We start from the raw sequence: 24,919 nt of genomic DNA, 5'->3' as shown, positions 1-24,919 counted from the left end.
TCACTGGAAGGATCGGTATGAGACCATTGGGTTTTCTAGTCCTCTCAGGCTTCTTCGCGTACCTTGCATTCGATGCGCGTCAGTTCGAGCGAACGTCGGACCATAAGATCTGGGCTGTACCGCCATCTTCTGGTCGGGCTGTCGGAGTGGACCCCCTGTCACGCGCTGAACAGGAGGGGCTGCAGGCGAACAAGTTCACTGCCATCGGTGGCATTCCTGGCCTCTGCTGGGCCTTTGTTGTGCTCTCGCTGGGGTGTCTGGGCGTGGCCATCTGGCTGTGGTTCGTCTAGCGCTTCTGAAGATCCAGTCTCCCTGCCCGGAGACATCAAGGTGCGAGTACCTTCTTCATGTACACCAGCTGAAAGCCCTGGATGTAGTTGTCGATGTGTCCGAACTCCTCATAGCCCTGCTTGAGGTAAAAGCCCCGCGCTTGCCACTCAAAGGTACTCAGCGTCGCGCTGTGCGCACCCAGCTCGCGGGCTTTCTGTTCCGCCGTAGCCAGCAGGCTTCGGCCCAGCCCTTGGTTCCGGGCCGATTCGTCGACAAACAGAAGTTCCACATTCAGCCACTGCAGAAACACGAATCCGCGCAGCCCGCCCAGCAATTCACCCTTGGTGTCACGTGCGCTCACCCACACTGGCTGCGTCTGGCCGTATTCGCCAACAAATCCGTAGTTGAACTGCCGCATCCGGCGGCCGAGGACGCCGGAGTGGACTTCTTCTGCTGTGGGGGTGTAAATCTCATAGTCGTTCATCGCGCTAGTCTTGTCATGCCAACAAGTCATACGCCGCCCGCACCCGCTGCAAGTCCCGCCCCAGCTTGCGGCTCGCAGGCAGTTGCCGCATCCACCCCATCCGGCGAACGCTGGTCGCCAGCACCTCCCGCATCTCCGTGCTCCCATGCGCCACCCACGCCGCCCAGCGCTCGCGCCCCTCGCCCAGCGTGCCGCTCTGGTGCAGATAGATGGCCGTGGAGTGCGCATAGCACAGCGCATCGCGCACATGGCATACCGGCAGCGGCAGCACGGACGCAGGATCGTCCTCGAAGTCGATGCAGGCCACTTCGCCATCGGGGCAGCGCACCAGGTTGCGCGCAAAGGCCTGGCTCAGGCACGTGCCCTGGCGGTGCACATGGGCGAGTGTGTCCAGCCCCTGTTGCCACAGCGCCAGCACGGCCGCCGTGTCGCCCGCCTGCACGGCATGGTCGATCTCGTTGCCCAGCGAATGGGTCTCCTCCCCCGTGCGGCCCAGGTGCCGCATCGCGAAGCCATCTCGCTGCGCGGCCAGCACCACGGGCACGAGCACACCCCGCGCCGCCAGGTCCGTGAGGCGCCGCACCTCGGTGGCGATGGCGGCGGTGCCGCCGGGGTTGGGCACGGGGCGCAGCACCGGGAGCCGCAGCAGGCCGGCCAGCGCGGCCATGGCGCGGTAGCGCCCCGTGCCGTGGGGCGCGCCCGCGCGCTTGATCCAGATCTGTTCGCCGCCCAGCACGTGGGCCATCACCGCGTGGGGCTGCGTGGCCAGGTGCTGCTGCAGGAAGGCGCGGTAGTCGGGGGTGTCCCCGGGGGTGTCCATCGTCATACGGCCGCGTCCCCTGCCACCGCGGCGGCGGTGCCTGCCGCCGCCGCATGGACCAGCTCCACATGGTGCGGGATGGAGGGCTCCAGCGCGGGCTCGCTGGCCTGGAAGCTGTGCGCGCTGGCCAGGGGCCAGTACAGGCGGAACACGTTGTGCTGCGCGTCCAGCGGGCCCAGCAGCGCGCCGGGCAGCATGCGCGTGATGAGGTTGGACAAGAGGCGCACCTCGGTGTCGCTGATGCGGCGCACGATGTGGTGGGCCGTGATGTCCTTGGGGTGGGTGAGGCCGGCGGCCTGCACCAGCTCCTGCAGCGCGTGCAGCGTGCTGCGGTGGAACTGCGCCACGCGCGTGGCCTTGTCGGGCACCACCAGGGCCTGCTGGCGCAGCGGGTCCTGCGTGGTCACGCCCGTGGGGCAGTGGCCGGTGTGGCAGCTTTGCGCCTGGATGCAGCCCAGCGCCATCATGAAGCCGCGCCCCGCGTTGCACCAGTCGGCGCCCAGCGCCATCATGCGGGCGATGTCGAAGGCGCTGATGACCTTGCCCGCGCAGCCGATGCGCACGCGGTCGCGCAGGTTCACGCCCACCAGGGTGTTGTGCACCAGCAGCAGGCCCTCCTGCAGCGGCGCGCCCACGTGGTCGCTGAACTCCACCGGGGCCGCGCCGGTGCCGCCCTCGGCGCCGTCGACCACGATGAAGTCGGGCGTGATGCCCGTGACCAGCATGGCCTTGACGATGGCGAACCACTCCCACGGGTGGCCCAGGCAGAACTTGAAGCCCGTGGGCTTGCCGCCCGAGAGCGTGCGCAGCCTGGCGATGAACTGCATCATCTCCACCGGGTTGCGGAAGGCGCTGTGGCTGGCGGGCGAGATGCAGGCCTCGCCTTCCTTCACGCCGCGCGCGGCCGCGATCTCGGCCGTGACCTTGGCCCCGGGCAGCACGCCGCCGTGGCCGGGCTTGGCGCCCTGGCTCAGCTTCAGCTCGATCATCTTGACCTGCGGGTCGGTGGCGTTGGCCGCAAAACGCTCTTCGCTGAACGTGCCGTCGGGATTGCGGCAGCCGAAGTAGCCCGAGCCGATCTCCCAGATCAGGTCGCCGCCGTGCACGCGGTGGTGCTGGCTGATGCTGCCCTCGCCCGTGTCGTGCGCGAAGCCGCCCTTCCTGGCGCCCTGGTTGAGCGCCAGGATGGCGTTGGCCGACAGCGCGCCAAAGCTCATGGCCGAGATGTTGAACACGCTCGCGTGGTAGGGCTGGGTACAGGGCGCCACGGACGGCGACGGTGCATCCGGGTTGCCGCCGATCCACACGCGAAAGTCGTGCGACGGCAGCTGTGTGGGCGCGAGCGAGTGGTTCACCCATTCGTAGCCCTGCGCGCCCACGTCCAGGTGGGTGCCGAAGGGGCGGTTGTCCGGGTCGCCCTTGGCGCGCTGGTACACCAGCGAGCGCTGCGCGCGCGAGAACGGCGCGGCCTCGCTGTCGCTTTCGATGAAATACTGGCGCACCTCGGGCCGCACGTATTCGAGCATGAAGCGGATGTGGCCGATGACCGGGTAGTTGCGCAGGATGGCGTGGCGCGACTGCTGCAGGTCGTACACGCCCACGGCCACCAGGGCGGCGAACACCAGCACCACGGGCAGTCCCACGCTAAAGGCCACCAGCGCGAACAGCGACAGCAGCAGCCCGAAAACGCACAGCGCGAAGGCCGTGTAGCGCACCGGGTACAGGGAGTTGAGTTGGTGGATCATGGGGGTCCTGATTCTGCGGGATGCCGGGCGCCAGGCGGCGAGAGGGCTACACTGGCCGCCTTTTCGCAGGCCCGGCCGCAAGCGGCGGACCTGCGCAGCATCATAGAAGTAAAAAATTGTTCTTCTTCGCCCCTGAGCGATTGACCGGAGCCCTGCCATGACCGATACCACGCCTGCCGCCGCCCCCCTGGGGCTGGGCCCCGACGAACTCGAAGAGATCGACAACATCCTGGACGACCTGCGTTCGCGCGGCGAGGAAATCCCGCAGTGGGAGTTCTGCGACGGTTTCATGACCGCCGTGATCTGCAGCCGCCGCCCCATCGCCCCCGCCGAATACCTGCCCATGCTGCTGGGCGACGGCGCCGAGCTCGATGTGGCCGAGGGCGAGCCCCTGCCGCTGCTGCCCGCCTTCGCGGATGCCGCCCAGCAGGCGCGTTTCCTCGCGCTGTGGGACCGCCGCTGGAACGAGATCGTGGCGCAGCTGGACACCAAGGTCGAAACGCTGGATGACGACCGCACCTTCCAGCCCGAGGCCATGGACATGCGCGGCGCGGTGGCCAGCCTCACCGACGAGCAGCGCGCGGAGATGGGCGACGACCAGGAAATCCCGTCCTTCGGCCAGGTCTGGGCCCTGGGCTTCATGTTCGCCGTGGAGAACTGGCCCGAGGACTGGGCCGCCCCGCGCGACAAGGAGGCCGCCCGGTGGCTGGACGACGCGCTGGACAGCATCGTCGCGCTGACCGAGGACGACACCGGCAAGCCCGAGGTCTGCATGTACAGCGAGGACGGCCCGCCCAGCACCAGCCAGGCGCGCGTCGAGGCCTTCGGCGAAGCCATCTGGGCCGTGTACGACCTGCGCCAGATCTGGAAGAGCATGGGCCCGCGCGTGGAAACGGTGCGCAAGGCCCCCGAGCCGGGCCGCAACGACCCCTGCCCCTGCGGCAGCGGCAAGAAGTACAAGAAGTGCCACGGGGCGACCTGAGTCCCGGTCTCTATCGGTCGGGTTGCTATTAAATAAATAGCAATTGGCGCTTGTCACGCAAGCGCCACGGCCTTTTTTGATTTGAAACCCGCGCACCGTGCGGGCTGCTTCTCAGGCCGCCCGCAGCCCGCCGATGCGCTGGCGGCGCACGGCATCCAGCGCGTCGAGCACCTCGGTACCGTGCGCATAGCCCTGCTGCACGATCTGCTCGAAGCGGTTCCACTGCAGCATGCCCACGCGGTCCATGGGCGGGTTGAAGTACAGGTCGGTGAGCTGCTGCGACTGGCGCTGGCGCGACATGCTGTACAGGATGGTCACGTTCATCAGGTAGCTCGCCAGCGACGGCAGCCGGTAGCGCCGCTTGGCGCGCGGCCGCAGCTTGTCGCGCAGCAGGGCCCAGCTCGTGGGCACGTCGTCCAGGTCGATGCGCCGGGGCTTCCTGAAGTTCAGGTCCACGCCGATCACCGTGCCCACGCCGCGCATGCCGCGCATCACGTCCACCGGAAAGTTGTTGAACGTGCCGCCGTCGCACAGCAAGTCGCCCTCGTGCACCACGGGCGGCAGCGCGCCGGGGATGGAGATGCTGGCCAGCAGCGACTTCACCAGGCTGCCCCGGCGCACGACCTGCTCGCTCGCCTTGGAGTAGTTGGTGGCCACGCAGTAGTAGTTCTTCCACAGGTCCTCGATCTGCGCGGGGAAGCCCACCAGTCGCTCCACGGCCGCGTGCAGGATGTGGCGCAGGCGCCGGCCCTTGATGAGCGACAGCAGCGGCAGCAGGTTGAAGTCTCCCGTGGGGTTGGTGCGAAAGGCCTCGCGCGCATTGGCCATCACGGCCTCCAGCGGCTGGTCGGAGGCGACGTACGCCGCCATCACCGAACCGATGCTGGTGCCGCCCACGCAATCGATCTCCACGCCTTCTTCCTGCAGCGCGCGGTAGACGCCCAGGTGCGCGAAGCCGCGCGCGCCGCCACCGGCCAGCACCAGGCCCACGGCCGTGCGGCTCTGGATGCGGGCCAGGCGCGCCATGTCGCGGTCGAGGGCGGGGCGCACGTGCAGATGGTCGGCCACGGGGCGGCGGTCCAGCCAGCGCTGGGTGCCTTGCGGGCACCGGGTGCCGGCCGGGTGCAGCAGCACCAGGATCTCGGCGGCCTCGGCCAGCGGCGCGCGGCGCAGCAGGCACTGCTCCTCGATGGCGTGGAGGGCGGGCTCGGCCTGCGCGTCGGCCAGCAGCAGCAGCTCGTCGCAGTGGCGGCTCACGCGGCGCGTCCAGGGCGTGGGCTCGGGGTCGGCCACCAGCAGCACGAAGTCGTTGCGCGCCTCGATCTCGTCGAGCAGCATGGCGATGCGCCGGTTGGCCGTGGCGTCGGCGCCCTCGCGCTGCGCGATGCCGGCCTCGCGCAGTTCGGCGTCCACCGTGGCGGAATCCACCACGCGCACGCGGCCGATGAGGCCCAGCTGGCGTGCCATGCCCTGGCCGAAGCCCTGCAGGTCCACCCCGGCGCTGATCGGCAGCAGCCCCATGGCCACGGGGCGCTCCAGCGCGGCCACGTTGGCGGCCGTCCCGGACTGCAGGCGCTGGATGATCTGGCGCGTGAGCGCGATGGACACCTGCGCGCTGCTGGCCAGCAGGGTCTTGAACACGTCCTTGGTCAGGCGCACCAGCACCGAGTCGCGCACGGCCACCACGGTCGCGGCGCGGGGGGCATCGGTGAACAGGCTGATCTCGCCGATCACCTGGCCGCGCCCCATGTCGGCCACGCGGCGCTGGTGGCCGTCGTCGCCACGCACATAGGCGCGCAGGCGGCCGCTCACCGTGAGGTACATCGATTCGCCCGGCTCGCCCTGCGCCATCAGCGTGCTGCCGCCGGGCACCTCCACCCATTCCAGGTGGGCCCGCAGCAGCTCCAGCGCCTCGGGCTCGATGCCGTGCAGAAAGCTGCGCAGGTGCTCGGTGAGCAGTTGGTTCTGGGTGGCGGTGAAAGGGGGCATGGTCGCGCAATCGGCAGGGCTTGTTTTGGGGGGGCGCTGCGGAAAACGGGGTGCCTGCGCACAGGCCTTCGCAACGGATTCCGCAGCTGCGAAGCGGCGGATTCTAGGAACGCCGGAGCCCCTGCGCGTGCCCGGCGGCAGGCGCCGGCCGGGGCCTGCGTGAACAAATGCACGCCTGCCGCGGCGATTGTGGTCCGTGCGCGGCCCGGGCCCGCGCCGTCAGCGCATGAAGGCGCGCAGCGCGCCGGCCGTGGCCTCGGGCAATTGCTCGGGGATGAAGTGCCCGGCGGGCACGGCCTGGCCGGTCACGGCGCCCGCGCACTGCGCCTGCCACAGTGCCAGCGGATCGAACAGCCGGTGCACCACGCCGTGCTCGCCCCACAGCACCAGCGTGTCGCAGGCGATCTTCTCGCCCTGCGCGCGGCCCGTGCGGTCGTGGTCCAGGTCGATGCCCGCGCTGGCGCGGTAGTCCTCGCACGCGGTGTGGATGGCCTCGGGCGTGCAAAAGCAGCGCTCGTAGTCGGCCAGGGCCTGGGGTTCGATGTGGGCCAGGCCCGCGCTGCCCCAGCCGCCCAGCTTGGCGTGCAGGTAGGCGCGCGCGTTGCCGCCGATCATGGTCTCGGGCAGCGGCGCGGGCTGGATCAGGTGGAACCAGTGGTAGTAGGCCCGCGCGAAATCCATGTCGGTGCGGGCGTACATGTCGAGCGTGGGCGCGATGTCGATCACGCACAGCCTGCGCACGCGCGCCGCGTGGTCCAGCGCCAGGCGGTGCGCCACGCGGCCGCCCCGGTCGTGGCCGCACACGAAGAACGCCTCATGGCCCAGCGCCGTCATGACCTCGGCCATGTCCTGCGCCATCGCGCGTTTGCTGTAGTTGGCGTGGCCGGGCAGGCCGGGGGCGTGCGACGAGTCGCCATAGCCGCGCAAATCGGGCATCACCAAAAAGTAGTCGTGCTGCAGTTGCTGCGCCACGCGGTGCCACAGCGCATGCGTTTGCGGAAAGCCGTGCAGCAGCAAGAGCGGCGGCCCCTCGGCGTTGCCGCCCGTGCGCACAAAGATATCTGCCCCGCCCGTGGCGATACGTTGGGTGTTGAATCCTTGGAACCAGTGCATGGTGTGCGCCGCGAATGAGGTGCGCCCATGCTACACCGCAGCGCTGCAGCGCAAGAGCGCGCTGGCGGTGGACGCGGTGGTGGGTGCGCGCGAGGGGCGCGTTGGCGACCGGGTGCCCCAGTTCGCGCCGCGGGGCCGCCGCCGGATCGTCTTTGTTTACGTAAAGTTACACTGACGGCCGGCTCGCGCGGTGGCACCCCGGGGTGTCCGCATGCAGCCGGCAGCAGCCTGGGGCGCGGTGCGCGGCAGCCCCGCGTGGCACCGGGTTTTCCCTCGCAGGTTCTGAATTCCACCGGTGGTTCGGCAAGGTGCTCGGCGCGAAAAAAAGAAACAGGCCCTGTGGGCCGAAAAAGGAATGGTTGTGGGTACGACAGAGATGGCCTGTACAGGCGGGGCGGGGCTTGGGGTGGGCGTGATTTCAAGGGGGCGGGGCCGGCTGATGGCACGGCTGCTGCTGCCGTGGTGCCTGTGCCTGGCGGCACCGTTTGTGCTGGCGGCTCCGGCGATGGTATCGGTCGTGCCCAGCGACTCCCCGGTATCGGGCGGTGACGCCTTTCATTTGACGGTGACCTACGACGTCGCCATGGACACCGCCGTCACTCCGGTCATCTCGTTTCCCACGGTGGGTGAAGACCCCGGGGCGTTTCTGGTGCCCACCACCTCGACCTGGCTCGATGCCACGACGTTCCGGCAGAACTATGGCACCGCCAGCATGGTCGTGAACATCAGCCCGGTGGACGTGGCGGTCAGCGGCGCGAAGGACACCGTGGGCGCGGTCCAGTCCCCCGGCTTTCAGGCCGACGTGTTCGAGATTCTCTACATCCCTCCCCCGCATGTCGTCGACATGAAGGGTGTCATCGATGGCGGCATCCTGGTGCACCCGGCCGGCAGCGGCCATGTCCTCACCGACGCCGACATCGGGAAAACCGTCACATTCGTTATCCGGTATGACATTGCCAGCGACTATGGCGGGTGCCCCAATGGGGTGCCGCTCAACTATCTGTGCACGAACCTGGTGTTCACCAACACGGGCGGCACGCCGCTCACGCTCGGCAATGTCACATCCACATGGGCGAACCGCAACCGCTACATAGTGACCTGGACGATTGCCGATGGCGACGAGCAGTTCGACAGCATCAACGTGCTGATCGCCGGCGGCGTGGGGCGCAAGGACGACCCCGACAACAAGAACACCGATTTCGAACTCACGGGCGTGTTCAGCATCGACACCAGGAACCCCAGCGTCCTGGCGGTCGCGCCCAGCACCGCCGTATTGCGCAGCGACCTGACCACGCAGCGGGGCGGCAGCATCCTGCGCGCCGGGGAGCTCTTCACGCTGACGATCACTTTCAGCGAACCCATGGACACCGCCAGCACGCCGGTGTTGAGCTTCCCCAACCAGCCGGGCCTGGCTGCCGTACTGACGCCCACGGGCGGCAGCTGGACGGACAGCACGCACTACGTGCAGAGCTTCACCGTGGGCGCGGGCAATCTGGTGCTCCCGGCGGTCGACGTGCAGGTGACGGGAGCGCGCGACGCCCACGGCAATCCGCAGAACCTGGGCCTGCTGTCGGGGGTGTTTGCCGTGGCTCTGGGGGCGGCCATGGCCGTGCCCACGCTTTCGTCGTGGGGGCTGGTGCTGCTGGCAGGTCTGCTCGGGCTGGCAGCGATCCCTGCAAGGCGGCGCGGTGTTTTTCGCGGCCGCGCATAGGCCGACCCGCCTGCGGGCGCCGTCTCATGCGGATGTGCGTTCAACCGTATAGCCCAAGCGGAAGCCGCAGACGGTGCGGTACCGCGGTAACGCGAATCAACGGCGTGAGACGACGTGAGGCGGCGCAAGGCAACGCCGCCTCAGGCGGGCAACCAGGCCAGCAGCCGCTGCAGCGCATAGCGCACCGTGGCCGTGCGGATGGCGGCGCGGTCGCCCGCAAAGTGCTGCATCTCGCTGTGGGTTTCGCCATTCACGCACCAGGCAAACCACACCGTGCCCACGGGCTTGGCGTCGCTGCCGCCCGTGGGGCCGGCCACGCCGGTCACGGCCAGGCTGACCTGCGCCTGCGAATGGGTGAGCGCCCCGTCGGCCATGGCGCGGGCCACGGACTCGCTCACGGCGCCGTCCTGTTCGATCAGGGCGGCGGGCACACCCAGCATGTCGACCTTGGCGGTGTTGGAGTAGGTGACAAAACCACGCTCGAACCACTGGCTGGAGCCCGCCAGGTCGGTGCAGGCCGCTGCGATCATGCCGCCCGAGCAGCTCTCGGCGGTGGCCAGCAGGTGGCTGTGTTTCAGCAGCCGCAGGGAAATTTGCGTCAAATTGGCCTCCAGCGCTGATGTATCAAGCGCCAGCAGCTCTTCATTCGATAGCGATGCGGTTGTCATAGGAACCTCCACAGTGCAATGGCCAGCAGCGTGCAGAAGGCTGCCACAAAGTCGTCCCACAAGATACCCCAGCCGCCGCGCCAGCCAAAGCCCTTGAACAGGCTGTCGGCCCAGCCCACGGGGCCGGGCTTGGCGGCATCGAAGAAGCGGAACAGCGCGAATGCCGCGAGCTGCCCCCACCAGCCCATGGGCATGGCCAGCCAGAGCACCAGCCAGAAGGCCACGATCTCGTCCCACACGATGCTGCCGGGGTCGGCCACTGCCATGTTGCGGGCGGTGGCGGTGCAGGCCCACCAGCCCACCACGGTGCTCCCTGCAATCAGCAGGCCCATGTGCTGGGGCGACAGCCATTGCTGCAGCACCAGGTAGCTCAGCCAGGCCCACAGCGTGCCCACGGTGCCCGGCGCCACGCGCGACAGCCCGGCGCCAAAACCCAGGGCGATGAAGTGCGCCGGGTGAGAAAACATGAACGCCACGGTGGGGCGCCGGGGGGCGGGTGTGTGGGCGGAAGGAGAGCTGGGGGTCATATCAACAATCAACGGTGCTTCGTGCAACCCACGGCGTATGGAGCTGGCGCGCACAAGGCCAGCGTACCTGTGAAACTGGCTTTGCCAGGCCACCGGGTGCGTCCCCTTCCCGCGCAGCGAGAGAGGGGTGACGGCGCGAAGCGCCTCAGGGGGTGCCTCATCATTTACTGGCGCTCTTGCAGCTCGACATCCTTGGGATACCGGATCGTGTGCTCGGCGCTGAACTGCGCCGTGGCGCCCGCGCCCAGGGCCTGCTGCCAGGCCACGGTGCCGGGCGTGCGGTTCCAGGCCATGTCGGCGGGCTGGGGCTGGTAGCGCGATTCGACCTCGATCTTCTCGTTGCGCGAGACCGGCGCGGCATGCAGCACCTGCAGCGTGATGCCGGTCTTGTGGCGGTTTTCCACGCTGTAGGCGCGGCGGGTCTTGCGCTCGGTGCGCGAGCCGGTGAAGCCCGTGCTGCCGGTCAGGTCCTGCGCGGGCTCGGCCCGAACCGTGACCAGTTCATCGCGGCCGAACGACAGGCTGGTGCTGCCCGCCGGAGCGCCCGGGCTGGGCGTGCCGAAGTCGATGCGCCCGCTGCCCACGAACGCGCCGTCGCGGTACAGGCCCGCCGGGCCCGCGGGCCACACGCCGGGCGGCTGGGCGATGTCGGCCACCAGGTAGGCGGCTTCTTCCACGGCGGGGGCCGTGCGGGTGATCAGCGTGGCGGGCGCGGCGTGGCTGCCCAGCGCCAGCGTCACGCGCTGGCCGCTCGATGGCACGGTGATGCGCTGCGGCACCGCGAATTCGGTGGCGAAACCCTTGTCGGTGGCGCTCACGTCGAACGTGGGCATGGCCTCCTCGGCCACATTGCGCGCGCGGGCCGCGGGCGCGGGGGCGGGCGGGGCCATGGCCATCATGGGGGCCGCCGCGGCCACGGGCTGCGGCGGCGGTGCCACGTCCAGCGTCCAGGCGCGCGGCAGGCGGCCCTGGGTGGCGCGGCCGGGCTGGCCGGTGGAAAGGGTCAGCTGCACGTTGCCCCAGTCCTCGCCGCTGTTTTGCGCCACCAGCGCCTGGCGCTCGACCAGCACCTTGGCTTGGCCGGCGTCCAGCGTGGCGCGGTAGGTGGGCTGCCAGCCCGGGCCGCGCACCTGGTAGGACAGGCGCAGCTCGGCCTCGCGCTCGGTGGCGAGGTTGATGGTGACGGACACCACCCGCGCGCGCTGGCTGGCCACGCGCTCGCGCTCGGCCACCAGGGGCTTGAGCGCCAGTTCCAGCGATTCCTGCTTGCGCTGGAGCTGGTGCGCGCGCGCAAAGCTGTCCTGCCCGGACTTGCGCAGCACCTCGGCCGTCGCGGTGATCTGCGCGGGTGCGGGGGCGAGGCCGCCGGTGCGGCCCGCCGCCGCCGCATCGCCGGGGGCGGGCCCCGCGTGGGCCACGCCGCGCAGGTAGCTGTCCACCAGCTGCAGCGCCGAGGCCTCGGCCTTCACGCCGGCGATCTGGTCCTCCAGCTCGCGGATGCGGCCGTCCAGGGGGCTGGCGCAGGCGGCCACCACATCGCGGTCTTCGGTGAGCACATTGAACTCGCCCACCCGCACGCCGGGGTCGGCGTTGATCTGCAGGCTTTGCGCATCCAGCGACGCGGGCAGGCAGGCCAGCGTGAGGCTGCGCGCGCCGGCGGGCACCTTGGCCACGCGCTCCACGGTGGCGCTGCCCGGATAGACGGTGACGCGCGTGATGCGCGAGGTGTCCTGGGCCAGGGCCGCCGGGGCCACGTTCCACAGCACGGCCAGGCCGGCCAGGCACGCGTGCCGCAGCGGGCGTGGAGCGCGCAAGCGCAGGGCGATGGGGAAGTGGATCACGGGGTTCCTCGGGCGCGGTGGACAAACGGAAATGGGATGCTAGCAGCCGTGTGGCGTTGCCGGATGCTCACAGCATCCCCGGGACCTCGTGCGCCAGGAAGTCATACACGGCGCGGATCCTGCGGCTGGTGCGGATCTCGCGGTGGACCGTGAGCCAGATGGGCAGCTCGGGCAGGGGCAGCAGGGGCAGCACGGCCACCACCTCGGGATCGGTGCGGGCCAGGTAGCGGCCGACGAAGCCGATGCCCAGGCCCGCGCGCACGGCCGCCCAGTAGGCCATGAGATCGTCGGTGCGGAACGCGAAATGCTGGCGTTCCACCGGGTAGCCCATGGCCGCGAAGCCCTGCGGAATGTCCTCGTGCCGGTCGTTCCCGATCAGCTCGTGCTGAAGCAGGTCGGCCGGCTGGCGCGGCACGCCCTTGCGGCGCAGGTAGTCGCGGTGGGCGTAGGCGCCCAGGGTCACCGCCCCGATGCGCCTGGCCACCAGGCTGGCCTGGCTGGGGCGCACCATGCGCAGCGCGATGTCGGCCTCGCGGCGCAGCAGGTTGGTGACCTCGTTGCTGGCCACCAGCTCCACCTGCACCTCGGGCAGCGCCTGCCGCATGCGCGCGAGCACGGGGGGCAGCAGCGCGCAGGCCACGGGCTGGCTGGCGGTGATGCGCACGGTGCCGCTCACCCCGGCCTGCGCGCCCGACACGCTGCGCGCGAGCTGGTGCGCGCCGGCCTCCATCGCGCGCGCCGATTCGGCCAGCTGGAGCGCCGTGGCCGTGGGCAGCAGCCCGCGCCCGGTGCGCTCGAACAGCACCACGCCCAACTGTGCCTCCAGCTCGGCGATGTGGCGGCCGATGGTGGGCTGGCTCGCGTTCAGCACGCGCGCCGCGCCCAGCAGGCTGCCCTGGTCGAGCGCGGCCAGGAAGGACTGCACCAGGCTCCAGTCGAAGGTCTGATTCATGGGGCGGCGGCGTGCTCCGGTTTCTGCGGGCCTTGCTATTCAAAAATGAATTGCTGATATGAAAAGTTAGGCAATTGTGTAGTTCGCCGCGCATTTCCACAATCACCCCATTCCTTCTTTTCACAAAGGCCCCCAATGACCACCAGCGCCACGCCCAGCACCGCCGCCCCGGCGGCTTCCACCGTGCTGATCCTTGGAGGCCGGGGCCGCCTGGGGCAGGCCGCCGCCCGCGCTTTCGCCCAGGCGGGCTGGCAAGTGCTGGCGCAGGTGCGGCCGGGCGCCCAGGGAGCGGCGCTGCCGGCCATCCCCGGCGTGTGGTGGCTGCCCGCGGCGGTGCAGGACACCCCCGCGCTGGCGGCGCAGGCCCGGGGCGCCCAGGTGGTGGTGCATGCGCTCAACCCGGCCTACACGCACAAGGCCTGGCGCGACGAGGCGCCCGCCCTCATGGAGGCGGCGGTCGCCGTCACGCGCACGCTGGGCGCCACGCTCATGCTGCCCGGGAACGTCTACAACTTCGGCGAGGCCATGCCCGCCGTGCTGCACGAGGACACGCCCCAGGCCGCCACCGGCTTCAAGGGCCGCCTGCGCGTGCAACTCGAGCAGCGCCTGGCCGCCGCCACGCGGGACGGCGGACTGCGGGCGGTGGTGGTGCGCGCGGGCGACTTCTTTGGCAGCGGCCCGGGCAGCTGGCTCGACCAGGCCATCGCCAGGGAGCTGCCCCGGGGCCGCATCACCTGGCCCGGCCCGCTGGACGTGGCCACGCCCTGGGCCTACCTGCCCGACCTGGCGCGTGCCTTCGTGCGCGTGGCCCAGGAGCGGCATCGCCTGGCCGCCTTTGAATGCCTGCATTTCGCGGGGCACCACGCCAGCGCCCGGCAATGGCTGCACAGCTTCACGGCCATTGCCGCGGAACAGGGCTGGCTGCCCGATGCCGGCGCGCTGCGGGTAGGGCGGCTGCCCTGGCCGCTGCTGCGCATCGCGGGCGCCGTGGCGCCCACGTTCGCCGCGCTGGCGGCCATGCGCTACCTGTGGAGCACGCCGCACCGGCTGGACAACACGCGCCTGCGCGCGCTCATCGGCGGTGAACCCCACACGCCCTTCGACCAGGCGGTGCGCCAGGCGCTCGCCGACCTGGGGCTGCTGGCCCCGCAGGCGCGCCGTGCCGCGCTGGCCTGACCCGTGTCTGTCTTTCTCACCCCTCCAAGGAGCGTCTCCATGCATCGCCGCAACTTCATTCGATTGGCCGGTGGTGGCACCATCGCCGCCGCCACGGGCACGCTGGCCGCGTGTGGCGTGGCCGGCCCGCACTACCCCGCCGAGGCGGTCGAGGCCTGGCAGGGCCCCGTGGGCGAGACCGAGGTGCGCCGCCGCGCCGTGGCCTACGCCATCACCGCGCCGAACCCGCACAACCTGCAGCCCTGGGTGGTGGACCTGCGCGAGGACGGCGTGATCACCCTGCGCACCGACCGCGAGCGCGTGCTGCCGCACACCGACCCGCTGGGCCGACAGATCCTGATCGGCCACGGGGCGTTCCTGGAGCTGCTGGTGCTGGCATTGGCGCAGCAAGGCGCGGGCAGCGAGGTGCAGCTGTGGCCGCAGGGCCCGCTGCCCGAGGCGCTGACCGCCTGGGACGACCGGCCCGTGGCGCGTGTCACCCTCCAGCCCGCGGGCCAGCCCGATCCGCTGTTTGCGCAGGTGCTGCAGCGCCGCACGCCCAAGAGCGACTTCGACACGGCCCGTCCCGTGGCGCCCGAGGTGCTGGCCGCGCTGCTGGCCAGCCAGCGCCCCGGGGCGCCGCTGCAGGCCGGGGGAACGGTGGACGATGCCCGCCTGGGGCCGCTGCGCGCGCTGTGCTGGGAATCCGCGCAGGTCGAGCTGCTCACCCCGCGCACGATGATGGAGAGCATCCACCTCACGCGCGTGGGCCCCTCCGAAATCCTGCGCCACCGCGACGGCATCTCCCTGAACTCGCCCTTCGTGCGGGCGGTGGCGGCGCTGGGCATGTTCGACCGCACGGCGCCGCCCGCCGAAGGCAGCGCGGCCTACAAGAGCGCGATGGGCCGCTTCGAAGGCCACAGCCGCACGGCCATGGGTTTTGTGTGGATCGCGGGCGGCAACACGCGCGCTGACCAGGTCCAGGCGGGCCGGGCCTATGCGCGCCTGCAGCTGCGGGCCACGGCGCTGGGCGTGGGCATGCACCCCATGAGCCAGGCGCTGCAGGAGTTCGCCGAGATGGCGCCGCACTACGAGCGCGTGCACCAGCTGGTGCTGGGGCGGCCCGCGCCGCGCAGCGCGGACGATGCCACGGTGCAGATGTTCTGCCGCATCGGCTACCCGCAGGGCGAGGTGCCCGCCACGCCGCGCCGGCCGCTGGCGCAGTTCGTGCGCGCCTGAGCGGGGCGGTCGCCGCGCAAGGAAGGCCTGTTTGCCGGCTGGCTGTTTGGCTGGAGGGCCGGGGCGGCTTCCCGTTCCCGCCGGGCGGCGGCGTCGAACCGGGGCTTCGCGCGCGGCGCGTCAAGCGGGAAAGGGCGGCCCGTGGGGCTGCAGGCACATGGGCGTTTCGTCGAAGGCCAGCCAGCCCAGCGTGTCGCACAGCGCCTGCACCCATGCGGTGTAGTCGGTGCGCAGCGAGCAATGCATGGCCAGCGGGCCTTCGGAGACGTTCTCGGGAAGGTGGAACTCCACCCCGTGGCCCAGCACCGTGGCATGGCCCCAGGTGGGCAGGGCCCATTCCAGCCCCGGCAGCACCTGGGCGAGCGATGCCTTGATGTGCTCGATGTCGCGCAGCACCAGCACGGTGTCGGGCGAGAGGTCCTCCGTGCGCAGCGGCAGCCGGGCGGGTTGAAAGAACAGGTAGGTGTAGGCCATGGGGCGTGATGTTGCACGCTGCGGGCCTGGCGTTGCAAAAGCCCGCAGGGCGCCGCGTGAACTATTGCGCAGCGCGGCCGCTTTGGCGCCTGGCCTCAATGCCCCGGGGTGCCGGCGGGCGCGGAAAGGTACTCCCGCACCAGGGCCCGCGCGCGGTGCAGGCGGCTCTTGGCCGCTTCGCGCGTCACGCCCAAGCGCTGGGCCATCTCCTCGATGGTCAGCTCCTCGAAGTCGCGCAGGAGCAGCGCGTCGCGGTAGAGGGGGGGCAGCGAGTCGATGGCCAGGGCCAGGTCGTGGCGCAGTTCGTGGTCGGGCCGGTGCGACCATGCCAGCGTGTCCTCCACCTGCGCCAGGGGCTCGGCCTTGAGCCACGCGAGCATGGGCCGCATGCACAGCCGCTGCACGATGCGTACCACCCAGCCGCCAAACGCCGCCACCTCGCGCAGCGCGCCCACCCGGCGGTAGACGATGATGAGCGCCTCCTGCACCACGTCGTCGGTGGCCGTGGTGGCCGCGCAGTGGCGCAGCGCATAGCGGCGGATGTCGGGGCGGGTCAGGCGCAGCAGCTGCTCCATCGCCACGGCGTCGCCGCTGCGCGCTGCGGGTAGCAGCTGGGCGAGCGTGGGTAGTGGTTGGGTGGGGCTCATCTTCTCAGTTCTCCACGGTGCATTGCGCCACCCGCAGCCCATGAGACCGGCGCGCTGGCTGCGCCTCCCTGCCCGCGCGCAGCGTGAGAGCGGGGGGTGAAGGCGCGAAGCGACTCGAGGGGGGAATGTCTCATGTCATTCCACGGGCCTGCGGCCCACCATGGCGCAGGCGGGGCAGTAGCCCAACGCGCCGCTCAGGATGCTGCCGACGCCCGCGGCGGCCAGCGCCAGGCCCAAGGGGGATGCGGCCAGCCACCACAGCCCCGCAGCGATGAGGGCGACGCCCCCCACAACGCGCAGCAGGCTTTCGGGGCGGGTAATGTTCTTGCGGTACAGCATGGGAATTGGTTCCTTGGTCGGTTGAAGGAGATGCCAGCACAGGGCGCCTCCCCCCACCAAGAGCCGCTGGTTTCGCCAAAGGATTCATGGTCCGCGAAAAAAAGTGGCCGCCGGCCGCCGGGGCCCGTTACCGGAAATGGTCGAACGAGGCGTAGCGGTTGTCCATGGGCTGGCCCTGCGCGTCCAGCAGCTGCAGTCCGGGCTCGGCCCGCACGGTGCCGATGCGGGTGACGGGCGTGCCGCTGGCCCGCGACGCGGCGGCCACGGCGTCACGCTGTGCGGGCGGGGCGGTGAAGGCCAGCTCATAGTCGTCGCCGCCTGCCAGCGTGCATTGGTGGATCAATTCCAAGCCAATTTGGCCGTTGGCGCTTGATGGGTAAGCGCTGGATGCTATCATTTTTGAAGTAGTGTGCGTGTCGATGTGGGCCCCGACGCCCGAGGCCTTGAGGATGTGCGACAGGTCGCCCAGCAGCCCGTCGCTCACATCCATGGCGCTGCTGGCCACCCCGCGCAGGGCCAGGCCCAGGGCCACGCGCGGGGTGGGGCGCTCCAGCCGCTGGCGCGCGCGGGCCAGCACGCCGGCGGGCAGGGGGGCGTGGCCCAGCAGGGCTTCCAGCGCCAGGCGGGCGTCGCCCAGCGTGCCGCTGACATAGATGTCGTCGCCGGCCCGTGCGCCGCTGCGCAGCAGGGCCTGGCCCGGGGGGACCTCGCCAAATACCGTGATGCAGATATTGAGCGGGCCCTGCGTGGTGTCGCCGCCCACCAGCGCACAGCCGTGGGCGTCGGCCAGCGCCAGCAGCCCGCGCGAGAAGCCCGCGAGCCAGGCCTCGTCCACCCGGGGCAACGACAGGGCGAGGGTGAACGCCAGCGGGCGCGCGCCACAGGCCGCCAGGTCCGACAGGTTCACGGCCAGCGCCTTGTGGCCCAGGGCCTCGGGGTCCACGTCCGCAAAGAAGTGGCGGCCCTCCACCAGCATGTCGCTGGAGATGGCCAGCTGCATGCCGGGCGCAGGCGCCAGCAGCGCGCAGTCGTCTCCCACGCCCAGGGCCACGGCGCCGCCGGGGCGCGCGGGGCGGGTGAAGTAGCGGGCGATCAGGTCGAACTCACCCATGGCAGGGCCGTGTGGTCATGGGGTGTGTGCGGTGTGGATGGTGGGCCGGGGAGGGCCAAAAATCAGAAAACATGTGCGGCAGCAAAAAAGAGCGTGGCATGGTGGTGCGCTAGCGCGGGTCAAACCACCGCGCCCAGTGGTCGATGCAGGCCTGGATCTTGGGCAGCCGGTGCCTGCGGGTGAGGGTGATGGCATGGATCGGGCTGGGCTGCAGGTCCACGCAGTCGGCGAGCACGGGCGCCAGCAGGCCCTGGCGCACGAGGGGCTCGGCCACCACCGTGGCCAGGCGCGCAATGCCCAGGCCCTGCAGCGCCATGCGCGCCGTGATGGCGGTGCTGCCCGAGCGCCAGTGGCCCTCGGCCACCAGCACGCGGGGTTCTCCATCGACGAGGAAGGGCCAATGGTTCAGGAAAGCCACCGCGCTGTTGGCGATGAGGCGGTGCGCGTGCAGGTCGTCGGGGTGTTCTGGCGCGCCATGGGCCTGCAGGTAGCCGGGCGTGGCGTACAGGGCGCGTGCCAAGGTGCCCAGCGGGCGCGCCACCACGGTGTCGGTCAGCGGGGGGCCGGTGCGGATGGCGATGTCGATGCCATCGCGCGCCATGTCGGCCATGCGGTCATCCACCAGCAGCTCCACGCGCAGTTGCGGGTGCTGCCGCTGCAGGCTGTCAAAGCTCGGAATCAACAGGTGCTCGGCCACGACCGAGCTGGACGCCACGCGCACCCAGCCACGGGGCTGGCCGCTCTGGTGGGCGAATTCGCCTTCCAGCTCGTCGAGCGTGCCCGTGATGCGGCGGCAGTAGTCCAGGAAGGTCAGTCCCTCGGGTGTGGGCGCGAGGCCATGCGTGGAGCGGTGCAGCAGCCGCGCGCCGCAGGCTTGCTCGATGCGCGACAGGGTGCGCGAGACCTGGCTCACCGGCGCGCCGCGCTCGCGCGCCACCGCCGAGAGCGAGCCCAGGTCGGCCACGCGCACGAACAGGTGCATGTCTTCAAAGCGGATCTCGCGCATGGGGCGATGGTAACGGCGGGGCCTTGCAATCCGCGCAAAACGGTCTTGCGCCGTGGGCCGTTTCCGCCGCGCCCGGGGCTGCCTACAGTGGCTTCAAGCCCTGCAAAACAGCCCTCGAAAGGAACCGCCATGCACCAGCCCATGCACCCCGCTGAGTACCAGAGGCTGCGCGATTGCGCCCGGCGCGACGCGCTGCGGCTGCGCCAGCAGGCCCTTCGTGACGCCCACGCCTGGCTGGCGCGCACTCTGGTGCGCGCGGGCCTTTGGGTTTTGCGCAGCGCCGGGCTGAACACGCCGTCCCCTGCTGCTCCCACCCCGCAAGAAAGGAAGACAGCACCATGCCAACCCTCGTTCTGAAACTGGCCCCGCTGCAAAACCCCGAACGCTACCGGCAACTGGCCGGCGCGCTGACGGACCTCACGGTGGACCTGCTGGGCAAGCGCCGCGAGGTGACGGCGGTGGTCATCGACGACCTGCCCGCCGCGCGCTGGCACATCGGCGGTGCGCCGGCCGAACAGCCCACGGCGTTGCTGGAGATCAGCATCACGCAGGGCACGAACACGCAGGAAGAGAAGGCCGCCTTCATCCAGGCGGCGTTCGCGGAGCTGCAGCGCCAGCTGGCCGGGGACGGCGTGCTGGCCCCCGCCAGCTACGTGGTGGTGCGGGAGCTGCCCGCCAGCGACTGGGGCCATGGTGGGCGCACGCAGCACTCGCGCCAGCTGGCGGTGCTGCCGGCGTGACGGCGGGGCCGCGCAGGATCAGGCCGTGGCGCCGCGAAAGCGCTGCGCCGCCTGGCGGCTGACCTCGGCCAGCAGTTGCTCCTCGCGCTGGCGCTCGCGCAGCCAGCGCGCATCGTTCTGGCCCGCTTCGACCTCGGTGCGCAGCATGTGCATGGCGCTCGATGCGCCTTGCACGGCGGCGTGGCCGGCGATCTTGTCCATGGTCTTGAGGATGTGCTCGCGCAGCGGCATGTGGTCGCCCGTGGCCGGGTCCACGTACACCGCGTCCATGCCGAAGCGGCAGGCCTGGAAGCGGTTGTAGGTGTAGACCAGGTAGTCGTCCTCGGTGGGCATGAAGGGCTGCTCGGCCAGGAACCAGGCGCCCAGCGACTGCACGTAGCCCGCCAGCGCGGCGGCGCGCTCGATGGTGAGCGGGGTGTCGAACACGCGGATCTCGATGGTGCCGAACTCAGGCTTGGGGCGGATGTCCCAGTAGAAGTCCTTCATGCTCTTGACCACGCCGGTGCGCGTCATCTTGTCGAAGTAGGCGGTGAAGTCCTCCCACGTGAGCGCCAGCGGGGCGCGGCCCGAGAGCGGAAACGCGAACACCGAGTTCAGGCGCGCCGAGTCGAACGCCGTGTCCTGCCCCTGCACGTAGGGGCTCGATGCCGACAGCGCGATGAAGTGCGGGATGTAGCGCGACATGCGGTGCAGCATGAGCAGCGCGGCGTTCGCGTCGGGGCAGCCGATGTGCACGTGCTGGCCGAAGATGGTGAACTGCTTGGACAGGTAGCCGTACAGCTCCGACAGCTCGCGAAAGCGCGGCTTGTCGTAGATGCGCCGCTCGTGCCATTGCTGGAACGGGTGCGTGCCGCCGCCCACCACGGCGATGTTGAGCTTGTCGGCGCTCTTGACCAGCGCGTCGCGGATGGGCGTGAGCTGGCCCAGCACCTCGCTGCTGGAATGGCAGATGCCCGTGGATATCTCGATCATGCTGTTCGTCATCTCGGGCACCACGCTGCCGGGCAGCGGGGTTTTCTTCATGAGGCGCAGCATGTCCTCGGCATAGGGGGCCAGGTCGTAGTCGTTGGTGTTGACGAGCTGCAGCTCCAGCTCGACGCCCAGCGTCAGCGGTTCGGAATGGTTGAAGGCTTCAAGACTCACGATGGGGTGTCTCCGTTGTGGCCACGGGTCGTCAGTGGCGCCCAGGGTTTAGAGCTCTCGCCCGCGCGGTAGATGGCCACGGTGGCGATCACGGCGCCCAGCACTTCCATGAGCAGGATGGCGGGCAGCGCCACGCCGGCGATCACATGGCCCGTGGAGGGCGAGGCGAGCACGAACTGCGAGGCAATCAGCAGCGCGATGGACGACATCGGCGTCATGGCGCAGCCCACCCACAGGGCCTGCTTCCAGCTGGCGCCGCTGCCCACGTTGCCCAGGGCGACACCCGTGGCCTTGGCCAGCAGGCGCACGGCGATCAGTGCCAGCACGACGCCCGCCACCGGCGCGCTCCAGTCCGCCTGGGCGGCCACGGTGGACACCAGCACGAACATCAGCATGGTCAGCAGCGAGGACGCATTGCCCAGCTGGCGCGGCCACGCCCAGGGGCGCGGGTTGAGCTGCTTGAGCAGCATGCCGCCCAGCAGCGCCGCCAGCGGCGCCGAACCGCCCATGTGCGCCGCCACGGCGGTGCCCGCCGCCACCAGTGCGAGGAACAGCATCGAGGTGTTCTCGCTCGTGGGGCTCATGAAGCGCAGCGCCATGCGCAAGACCAGCGCCAGCACGGCCGCCACCACGATGGAAACGCCCAGCACCACGATCACCGGGTACACGGTTTCCACCACGGTGAGGCTCTGGCGGTTGATCAGCTCGGCCTTCGCGCTGCCCAGCGTCAGCGCATACAGGGTGGACAGGGTGGTGAGCACGATGGCGCGCTCCGTCACCGGGCCGGCCGCGCGGGTGTCCGCCACCACGCGCGTGAGCACGGCGGGCGATGCCGCCAGGGCCACCAGCGCCAGCGGGCCGGCCACCTGCGGGGGCAGGTTCAGCCACACCAGCACCCAGTACACGGCAAAGTAGGTCAGCACGGATTCGGCAATGCTCTGCACCAGCACCATGGGGTTGTGGCGGAACCAGCGCAGCGGGATGCGGCCACCGCATTCAAAGAGCACCAGGGCGATGCCCAGCTCCAGCAGGAACAGGCCGATACCCTGCAGCGGCCACACGGCGCCGCTGAAGCCTGCGAGCCCGGCGGCGGTGCCCACCAGCGAGTAGCCCAGCACCTTGGGCAGGCCGGTGTGGCGCTGCGTGAGATAGCCCACCATGGCCGCCACCGCGAGCAGCAGCGACCATTGCACCGTGGGCAACCCGGCCGAGGGGCGCAGCCATTGCGCCCAGAAGCTCAGGATTTCATTCATGTTTCGGGACCTCTGCGTCAGACGGGCTGGCCCGTCGGTGTGAAGGAGCGGGCGCACACCGCCTCCGCGGGGGAAGGGGTGCGCCTGGCGTGGCCTGAATTTACAGGCGGAAACAAAACGTCTCTGTAGGACAGGGGCGGCGCTTGGTTCCACCCGCCGCTGCGCCTCAGGGCGCGGTGCGGCGTTCGGGCATGAAAAAACTCAGGGGCGCCGAACGCATGCGCGCGCGGATCGCCGCGTAGATGCGCGACCGGTCCACGCCGCTCACGTTCTGCGCGCGCAGCGCGAGGCTGAAGGCCAGGTAGAAACTGACGGTGACATTCAGCGCGCCCAGCAAGGGAAGCGACGCCACGGCCCACCAGAAGGCGGGCATGTGCAGCACTCCCAGGCCCAGCGCGGCGCTGGCCGCGCCCACCTGGCCCGTGGACAGTGTGACATGGCGCACATCCAGGGCCAGTCCGAAAAACCCTGCAAAGGCCGGGACGAGCCCCAGCATGAAGCCCAGCGAGATGTTGGCCGCGAAGCCCGAGAGGTTCTCGCGCAGGAAACGCGCCCAGCGGGCGGCCCGCTCCGTGCCCAGCATGCGTGTGATGCGCGGGTTGTAGTGCATGGCCGAGTCCAGGCGGTTGAGCACGAACCAGTTCTCGGTCCAGCCCGCGATGATGCTGGAAGCGAACAGCAGCACCCCGGTGAATGCCGCGAAGAGCAGCGACGGGCCCAGCAGGTGCAGGGACTCGAACACGTGCGCTGCCTCGCGCTCGCTGATGGCCGGGCTGCCGGTGGCCAGCGCGATCAGCATGGCCAGCCCGAGCACCGCCGGGAACACCACGAACACATTGCCCAGCACGGCGGCCACCTGGGAGCGCACCAGGTGCGTGATCTCGTCCACGAACGACTCGATGGCGTCGCTGGCGCCCAGCTCCTTGAGCTTTGCGGCCATGGCGGGCGCCGTCATCGCGGGCTGCTTGGTCGCCACGGTCAGGTGCAGCAGCTGGATCAGCACGAACGTGACGGCGTAGTTCACGCCCGCCCAGAAGCCGCCCCAGAAGGCCGACAGCGCCAACGCATAGAGGCCGAACTTGGCCAGCGTGGTGAAGGCCATGACCGCGCCGCCCCCTGCCGCCTTGCGGACCATGGCCCGGTACTCGGCCGCGGTGCGCGTGATGTAGTGTTCGCCGGTTTCCGCGCTGCGCTCGACCACCTTGGCCGCCAGCAGCGAGGAGTTGGACGCCAGCAGGGCGCGCAGGCTGCGCCGTTCCTGGCCCACCATCACCAGGCGTGCCATGAGCCGGGCGGCGGTGACGGACGGCTTGGGCGACAGCAGGCAGTCCAGCAGCTCGCGCACGCGCAGGATGCGCTCGCGCAGTTGCCGCAGGCGGAAGACCAGGCCCACGGAGATGCCGTTGTCCTCGAAATGGGTGTAGACCGTGGCGGCCGCGGCGCGGCAGGCCTCCAGCCGCTCGCGCAGGCGCTGCGCGGCCTCGTTGAGCCGGTCTGGAGTGCGCAGCGCATGCAGCACCTCCACGCGCAGGCTTTCCACGTCGCGGATCAGGGCATGAAAGGGCTGGGCTTCGCGGGCGGATTCGCTCATGCGCAGGCGCAGCTCGGGTGCGAAGCCCGTGGAGAGAATCTGTCCGGCGCAGTAGGTGATGGCATCCAGCAGGGCCCGTTGCCAGCGCGAGGGGCCCGGGTTGCCTTCGGTGCTGGGGGGCGCCAGCAGCGCCACAAGGCGGGTGAGCTGGGCTTCTTCCAGGGCCGACAGCCACTGCGCGTCGAACTCCCCGGGCAGGGCCAGCATGAACAGCTCGGACGCGTCGATGGTTTCAGGGCTGCCCGGCAGCAGCTTGGTGCGCAGGCGTTCGGCCAGCTCGCTGACCAGCGCGGTGCGGGGCGCGAAGCCGAAATCCGCCAGCAGGGTGGTGATGTCCACCTGGTCGACCAGCGTGGCCCACCACGCCTGAAGCCGCAGCTGGATGTCGGGCCGTGCCTGCGCCGCATCCAGGAAGAGCTGCACGCGGCCCACGGCGGAGGCCACGGTGTCGCGCTCGCCCCGCACCCAGTCCAGTAGGTGGATGAGCCACAGGTGGCGGTGCGCGAGGTCGGCTGCCGGATCCAGCGCCGACAGCAGGCTGGCCAGGTCCGGGGTGGTCTTGCCACGCTTCAATGCAGCACCCGACCGCTCAGCGGCTCACCCGACGGGCCGTGGTTGATCGCTTCCAGCACGAAGAGCGGCACGGGCGTGTTGAAAGGCTCCCCGTCCTCCGCCACGCAGTGGAACGTCCCGTGCATGGTGCCGCTGGCGGTGCGCAGCCGGCATCCGCTGGTGTACTGAAACGATTCACCGGGCTTGAGCAGCGGCTGGTGGCCCACCACGCCCAGGCCCTTGACCTCCTCGGTGTGGCCGCGGGAATCGCTGATGATCCAGTGGCGCGAAATCAGCTGTGCTGGCGCTTCCCCCGCATTGGTGATGGTGATCGTGTAGGCGAAGCTGAACACGCCGGTGTCCGGGGCGGACTGCTCGGGCAGGTATTCGGGGCGCACCTCCACGGCGAACTGGTACTTTGGCATGGGGCGAATGGTAAGCCAATGGTGCAGAAACCCCGCGTGCCCGGGGCCTGAGTGCGCGGCGGCGCCCGGGCGGAGGCACGTCGCGTGCACGCAGCGCAATAGGCGAGGCTTGCCCTGTGGAACCGCTGAACTGCGACAATTG

23 protein-coding genes are annotated in these 24,919 nt (G+C 70.3%); 5 read left to right on the top strand and 18 right to left on the bottom strand.

Annotated elements, in window-relative coordinates:
- Positions 1-325: 325 nt before the first annotated feature.
- Genes AC07PV_RS18980 through AC07PV_RS18970 form a run of 3 tightly spaced genes read right to left on the bottom strand, consistent with a single transcriptional unit; the run spans position 326 to position 3,319 of the window.
- Entirely contained in the window at positions 326-754 is a 429-nt protein-coding gene (locus AC07PV_RS18980) for a GNAT family N-acetyltransferase (protein WP_494631045.1), read from the bottom strand.
- Between the two features lie 13 nt (positions 755-767).
- On the bottom strand, positions 768-1,580 hold the full coding sequence (locus tag AC07PV_RS18975) for a BUD32 family EKC/KEOPS complex subunit (RefSeq protein WP_494631044.1): 813 nt from the start codon (positions 1,578-1,580) through the stop codon (positions 768-770).
- Complete coding sequence (locus AC07PV_RS18970) at positions 1,577-3,319, bottom strand: FMN-binding glutamate synthase family protein (protein WP_218341201.1); 1,743 nt, start codon at positions 3,317-3,319, stop codon at positions 1,577-1,579. The genes AC07PV_RS18975 and AC07PV_RS18970 overlap by 4 nt, the downstream gene beginning before the upstream one ends.
- Before the next feature lie 157 nt (positions 3,320-3,476).
- On the opposite strand from AC07PV_RS18970, the gene AC07PV_RS18965 reads away from it, so the two are divergent.
- A complete protein-coding gene (locus tag AC07PV_RS18965) occupies positions 3,477-4,301 on the top strand; it encodes a UPF0149 family protein (protein WP_369643606.1) in 825 nt (274 codons plus the stop codon).
- A gap of 111 nt (positions 4,302-4,412) precedes the next feature.
- On the opposite strand, the gene AC07PV_RS18960 is transcribed toward AC07PV_RS18965, so the two are convergent.
- Positions 4,413-6,290, bottom strand: coding sequence for a patatin-like phospholipase family protein (locus AC07PV_RS18960; RefSeq protein ID WP_218296765.1), 1,878 nt, complete (start codon positions 6,288-6,290; stop codon positions 4,413-4,415).
- Between the two features lie 219 nt (positions 6,291-6,509).
- Positions 6,510-7,403 carry an alpha/beta fold hydrolase gene (locus AC07PV_RS18955; protein WP_494631043.1) on the bottom strand — a complete coding sequence of 298 codons (894 nt, stop codon included), beginning with the start codon at positions 7,401-7,403 and terminating at the stop codon, positions 6,510-6,512.
- A 439-nt stretch (positions 7,404-7,842) separates the two neighbouring features.
- Between AC07PV_RS18955 and AC07PV_RS18950 the strand changes: the two genes are divergently transcribed.
- Positions 7,843-9,114: an IPTL-CTERM sorting domain-containing protein gene (locus tag AC07PV_RS18950; protein WP_255591576.1), complete on the top strand. Its 1,272-nt coding sequence runs from the start codon at positions 7,843-7,845 to the stop codon at positions 9,112-9,114.
- Between the two features lie 140 nt (positions 9,115-9,254).
- On the opposite strand, the gene AC07PV_RS18945 is transcribed toward AC07PV_RS18950, so the two are convergent.
- From AC07PV_RS18945 to AC07PV_RS18930, 4 genes are all read right to left on the bottom strand, one after another.
- Complete coding sequence (locus AC07PV_RS18945; protein WP_218296767.1) at positions 9,255-9,782, bottom strand: CinA family protein; 528 nt, start codon at positions 9,780-9,782, stop codon at positions 9,255-9,257.
- Positions 9,779-10,309, bottom strand: coding sequence for a phosphatidylglycerophosphatase A family protein (locus tag AC07PV_RS18940; protein WP_494631042.1), 531 nt, complete (start codon positions 10,307-10,309; stop codon positions 9,779-9,781). The genes AC07PV_RS18945 and AC07PV_RS18940 overlap by 4 nt, the downstream gene beginning before the upstream one ends.
- Positions 10,310-10,473: 164 nt before the next feature.
- On the bottom strand, positions 10,474-12,150 hold the full coding sequence (locus AC07PV_RS18935; protein WP_494631040.1) for a DUF4139 domain-containing protein: 1,677 nt from the start codon (positions 12,148-12,150) through the stop codon (positions 10,474-10,476).
- Positions 12,151-12,217: 67 nt separating this feature from the next.
- Positions 12,218-13,102 carry a LysR family transcriptional regulator gene (locus AC07PV_RS18930; RefSeq protein ID WP_492807869.1) on the bottom strand — a complete coding sequence of 295 codons (885 nt, stop codon included), beginning with the start codon at positions 13,100-13,102 and terminating at the stop codon, positions 12,218-12,220.
- A 135-nt stretch (positions 13,103-13,237) separates the two neighbouring features.
- On the opposite strand from AC07PV_RS18930, the gene AC07PV_RS18925 reads away from it, so the two are divergent.
- Positions 13,238-14,278, top strand: coding sequence for an NAD-dependent epimerase/dehydratase family protein (locus tag AC07PV_RS18925; protein WP_494631039.1), 1,041 nt, complete (start codon positions 13,238-13,240; stop codon positions 14,276-14,278).
- Positions 14,279-14,317: 39 nt separating this feature from the next.
- Positions 14,318-15,496: an Acg family FMN-binding oxidoreductase gene (locus tag AC07PV_RS18920; RefSeq protein ID WP_218296771.1), complete on the top strand. Its 1,179-nt coding sequence runs from the start codon at positions 14,318-14,320 to the stop codon at positions 15,494-15,496.
- Positions 15,497-15,616: 120 nt separating this feature from the next.
- Here AC07PV_RS18920 and AC07PV_RS18915 read toward each other — a convergent pair whose 3' ends face one another.
- The 5 genes from AC07PV_RS18915 to AC07PV_RS18895 all read right to left on the bottom strand — a co-directional run bounded on the left by AC07PV_RS18915 (position 15,617) and on the right by AC07PV_RS18895 (position 19,073).
- Positions 15,617-15,970, bottom strand: coding sequence for a hypothetical protein (locus AC07PV_RS18915; RefSeq protein ID WP_218296772.1), 354 nt, complete (start codon positions 15,968-15,970; stop codon positions 15,617-15,619).
- A gap of 95 nt (positions 15,971-16,065) precedes the next feature.
- A complete protein-coding gene (locus AC07PV_RS18910) occupies positions 16,066-16,617 on the bottom strand; it encodes an RNA polymerase sigma factor (RefSeq protein WP_494631038.1) in 552 nt (183 codons plus the stop codon).
- A 135-nt stretch (positions 16,618-16,752) separates the two neighbouring features.
- Positions 16,753-16,956 carry a YgaP family membrane protein gene (locus AC07PV_RS18905; protein WP_218296774.1) on the bottom strand — a complete coding sequence of 68 codons (204 nt, stop codon included), beginning with the start codon at positions 16,954-16,956 and terminating at the stop codon, positions 16,753-16,755.
- A gap of 127 nt (positions 16,957-17,083) precedes the next feature.
- The gene (gene thiL / locus AC07PV_RS18900) at positions 17,084-18,067 is read right to left on the bottom strand and encodes a thiamine-phosphate kinase (RefSeq protein ID WP_494631037.1); all 984 of its coding nucleotides are present in this window, start codon (positions 18,065-18,067) and stop codon (positions 17,084-17,086) included.
- 109 nt (positions 18,068-18,176) lie between these two features.
- Positions 18,177-19,073 (bottom strand): LysR family transcriptional regulator, encoded by an 897-nt coding sequence (locus tag AC07PV_RS18895; protein ID WP_218296776.1) that lies wholly within the window; start codon positions 19,071-19,073, stop codon positions 18,177-18,179.
- A 338-nt stretch (positions 19,074-19,411) separates the two neighbouring features.
- On the opposite strand from AC07PV_RS18895, the gene AC07PV_RS18890 reads away from it, so the two are divergent.
- Complete coding sequence (locus tag AC07PV_RS18890) at positions 19,412-19,813, top strand: tautomerase family protein (RefSeq protein WP_494631036.1); 402 nt, start codon at positions 19,412-19,414, stop codon at positions 19,811-19,813.
- A gap of 18 nt (positions 19,814-19,831) precedes the next feature.
- Here the strand turns inward: AC07PV_RS18890 and AC07PV_RS18885 are convergent, their stop codons facing one another.
- The 4 genes from AC07PV_RS18885 to apaG form a co-directional block, all read right to left on the bottom strand.
- A complete protein-coding gene (locus tag AC07PV_RS18885) occupies positions 19,832-20,956 on the bottom strand; it encodes a YbdK family carboxylate-amine ligase (RefSeq protein ID WP_218296778.1) in 1,125 nt (374 codons plus the stop codon).
- Positions 20,953-22,209 (bottom strand): cation:proton antiporter, encoded by a 1,257-nt coding sequence (locus tag AC07PV_RS18880; RefSeq protein ID WP_218296779.1) that lies wholly within the window; start codon positions 22,207-22,209, stop codon positions 20,953-20,955. The genes AC07PV_RS18885 and AC07PV_RS18880 overlap by 4 nt, the downstream gene beginning before the upstream one ends.
- 166 nt (positions 22,210-22,375) lie before the next feature.
- Positions 22,376-24,373 carry a transporter-like protein TlpB gene (tlpB, locus tag AC07PV_RS18875; RefSeq protein WP_494631035.1) on the bottom strand — a complete coding sequence of 666 codons (1,998 nt, stop codon included), beginning with the start codon at positions 24,371-24,373 and terminating at the stop codon, positions 22,376-22,378.
- The gene (gene apaG, locus AC07PV_RS18870; protein ID WP_218296781.1) at positions 24,370-24,777 is read right to left on the bottom strand and encodes a Co2+/Mg2+ efflux facilitator ApaG/CorD; all 408 of its coding nucleotides are present in this window, start codon (positions 24,775-24,777) and stop codon (positions 24,370-24,372) included. Before apaG ends, tlpB begins: the two co-directional genes overlap by 4 nt.
- Positions 24,778-24,919: the final 142 nt, after the last annotated feature.

This window comes from Acidovorax sp. GW821-FHT09A11 (assembly GCF_059418365.1).
The sequence above is the reverse complement of the archived record's forward strand: the minus strand, read 5'-3'. Positions and strand labels throughout refer to the sequence as shown.

Bases quoted from the DNA above. Each gene is read 5' to 3' on its own strand.
- AC07PV_RS18980 (WP_494631045.1), bottom strand. From the start codon at position 754: ATGAACGACTATGAGATTTACACCCCCACAGCAGAAGAAGTCCACTCC.
- AC07PV_RS18975 (WP_494631044.1), bottom strand. From the start codon at position 1,580: ATGACGATGGACACCCCCGGGGACACCCCCGACTACCGCGCCTTCCTG.
- AC07PV_RS18970 (WP_218341201.1), bottom strand. From the start codon at position 3,319: ATGATCCACCAACTCAACTCCCTGTACCCGGTGCGCTACACGGCCTTC.
- AC07PV_RS18965 (WP_369643606.1), top strand. From the start codon at position 3,477: ATGACCGATACCACGCCTGCCGCCGCCCCCCTGGGGCTGGGCCCCGAC.
- AC07PV_RS18960 (WP_218296765.1), bottom strand. From the start codon at position 6,290: ATGCCCCCTTTCACCGCCACCCAGAACCAACTGCTCACCGAGCACCTG.
- AC07PV_RS18955 (WP_494631043.1), bottom strand. From the start codon at position 7,403: ATGCACTGGTTCCAAGGATTCAACACCCAACGTATCGCCACGGGCGGG.
- AC07PV_RS18950 (WP_255591576.1), top strand. From the start codon at position 7,843: ATGGCACGGCTGCTGCTGCCGTGGTGCCTGTGCCTGGCGGCACCGTTT.
- AC07PV_RS18945 (WP_218296767.1), bottom strand. From the start codon at position 9,782: ATGACAACCGCATCGCTATCGAATGAAGAGCTGCTGGCGCTTGATACA.
- AC07PV_RS18940 (WP_494631042.1), bottom strand. From the start codon at position 10,309: ATGACCCCCAGCTCTCCTTCCGCCCACACACCCGCCCCCCGGCGCCCC.
- AC07PV_RS18930 (WP_492807869.1), bottom strand. From the start codon at position 13,102: ATGAATCAGACCTTCGACTGGAGCCTGGTGCAGTCCTTCCTGGCCGCG.
- AC07PV_RS18925 (WP_494631039.1), top strand. From the start codon at position 13,238: ATGACCACCAGCGCCACGCCCAGCACCGCCGCCCCGGCGGCTTCCACC.
- AC07PV_RS18920 (WP_218296771.1), top strand. From the start codon at position 14,318: ATGCATCGCCGCAACTTCATTCGATTGGCCGGTGGTGGCACCATCGCC.
- AC07PV_RS18915 (WP_218296772.1), bottom strand. From the start codon at position 15,970: ATGGCCTACACCTACCTGTTCTTTCAACCCGCCCGGCTGCCGCTGCGC.
- AC07PV_RS18910 (WP_494631038.1), bottom strand. From the start codon at position 16,617: ATGAGCCCCACCCAACCACTACCCACGCTCGCCCAGCTGCTACCCGCA.
- AC07PV_RS18905 (WP_218296774.1), bottom strand. From the start codon at position 16,956: ATGCTGTACCGCAAGAACATTACCCGCCCCGAAAGCCTGCTGCGCGTT.
- thiL (WP_494631037.1), bottom strand. From the start codon at position 18,067: ATGGGTGAGTTCGACCTGATCGCCCGCTACTTCACCCGCCCCGCGCGC.
- AC07PV_RS18895 (WP_218296776.1), bottom strand. From the start codon at position 19,073: ATGCGCGAGATCCGCTTTGAAGACATGCACCTGTTCGTGCGCGTGGCC.
- AC07PV_RS18890 (WP_494631036.1), top strand. From the start codon at position 19,412: ATGCCAACCCTCGTTCTGAAACTGGCCCCGCTGCAAAACCCCGAACGC.
- AC07PV_RS18880 (WP_218296779.1), bottom strand. From the start codon at position 22,209: ATGAATGAAATCCTGAGCTTCTGGGCGCAATGGCTGCGCCCCTCGGCC.
- apaG (WP_218296781.1), bottom strand. From the start codon at position 24,777: ATGCCAAAGTACCAGTTCGCCGTGGAGGTGCGCCCCGAATACCTGCCC.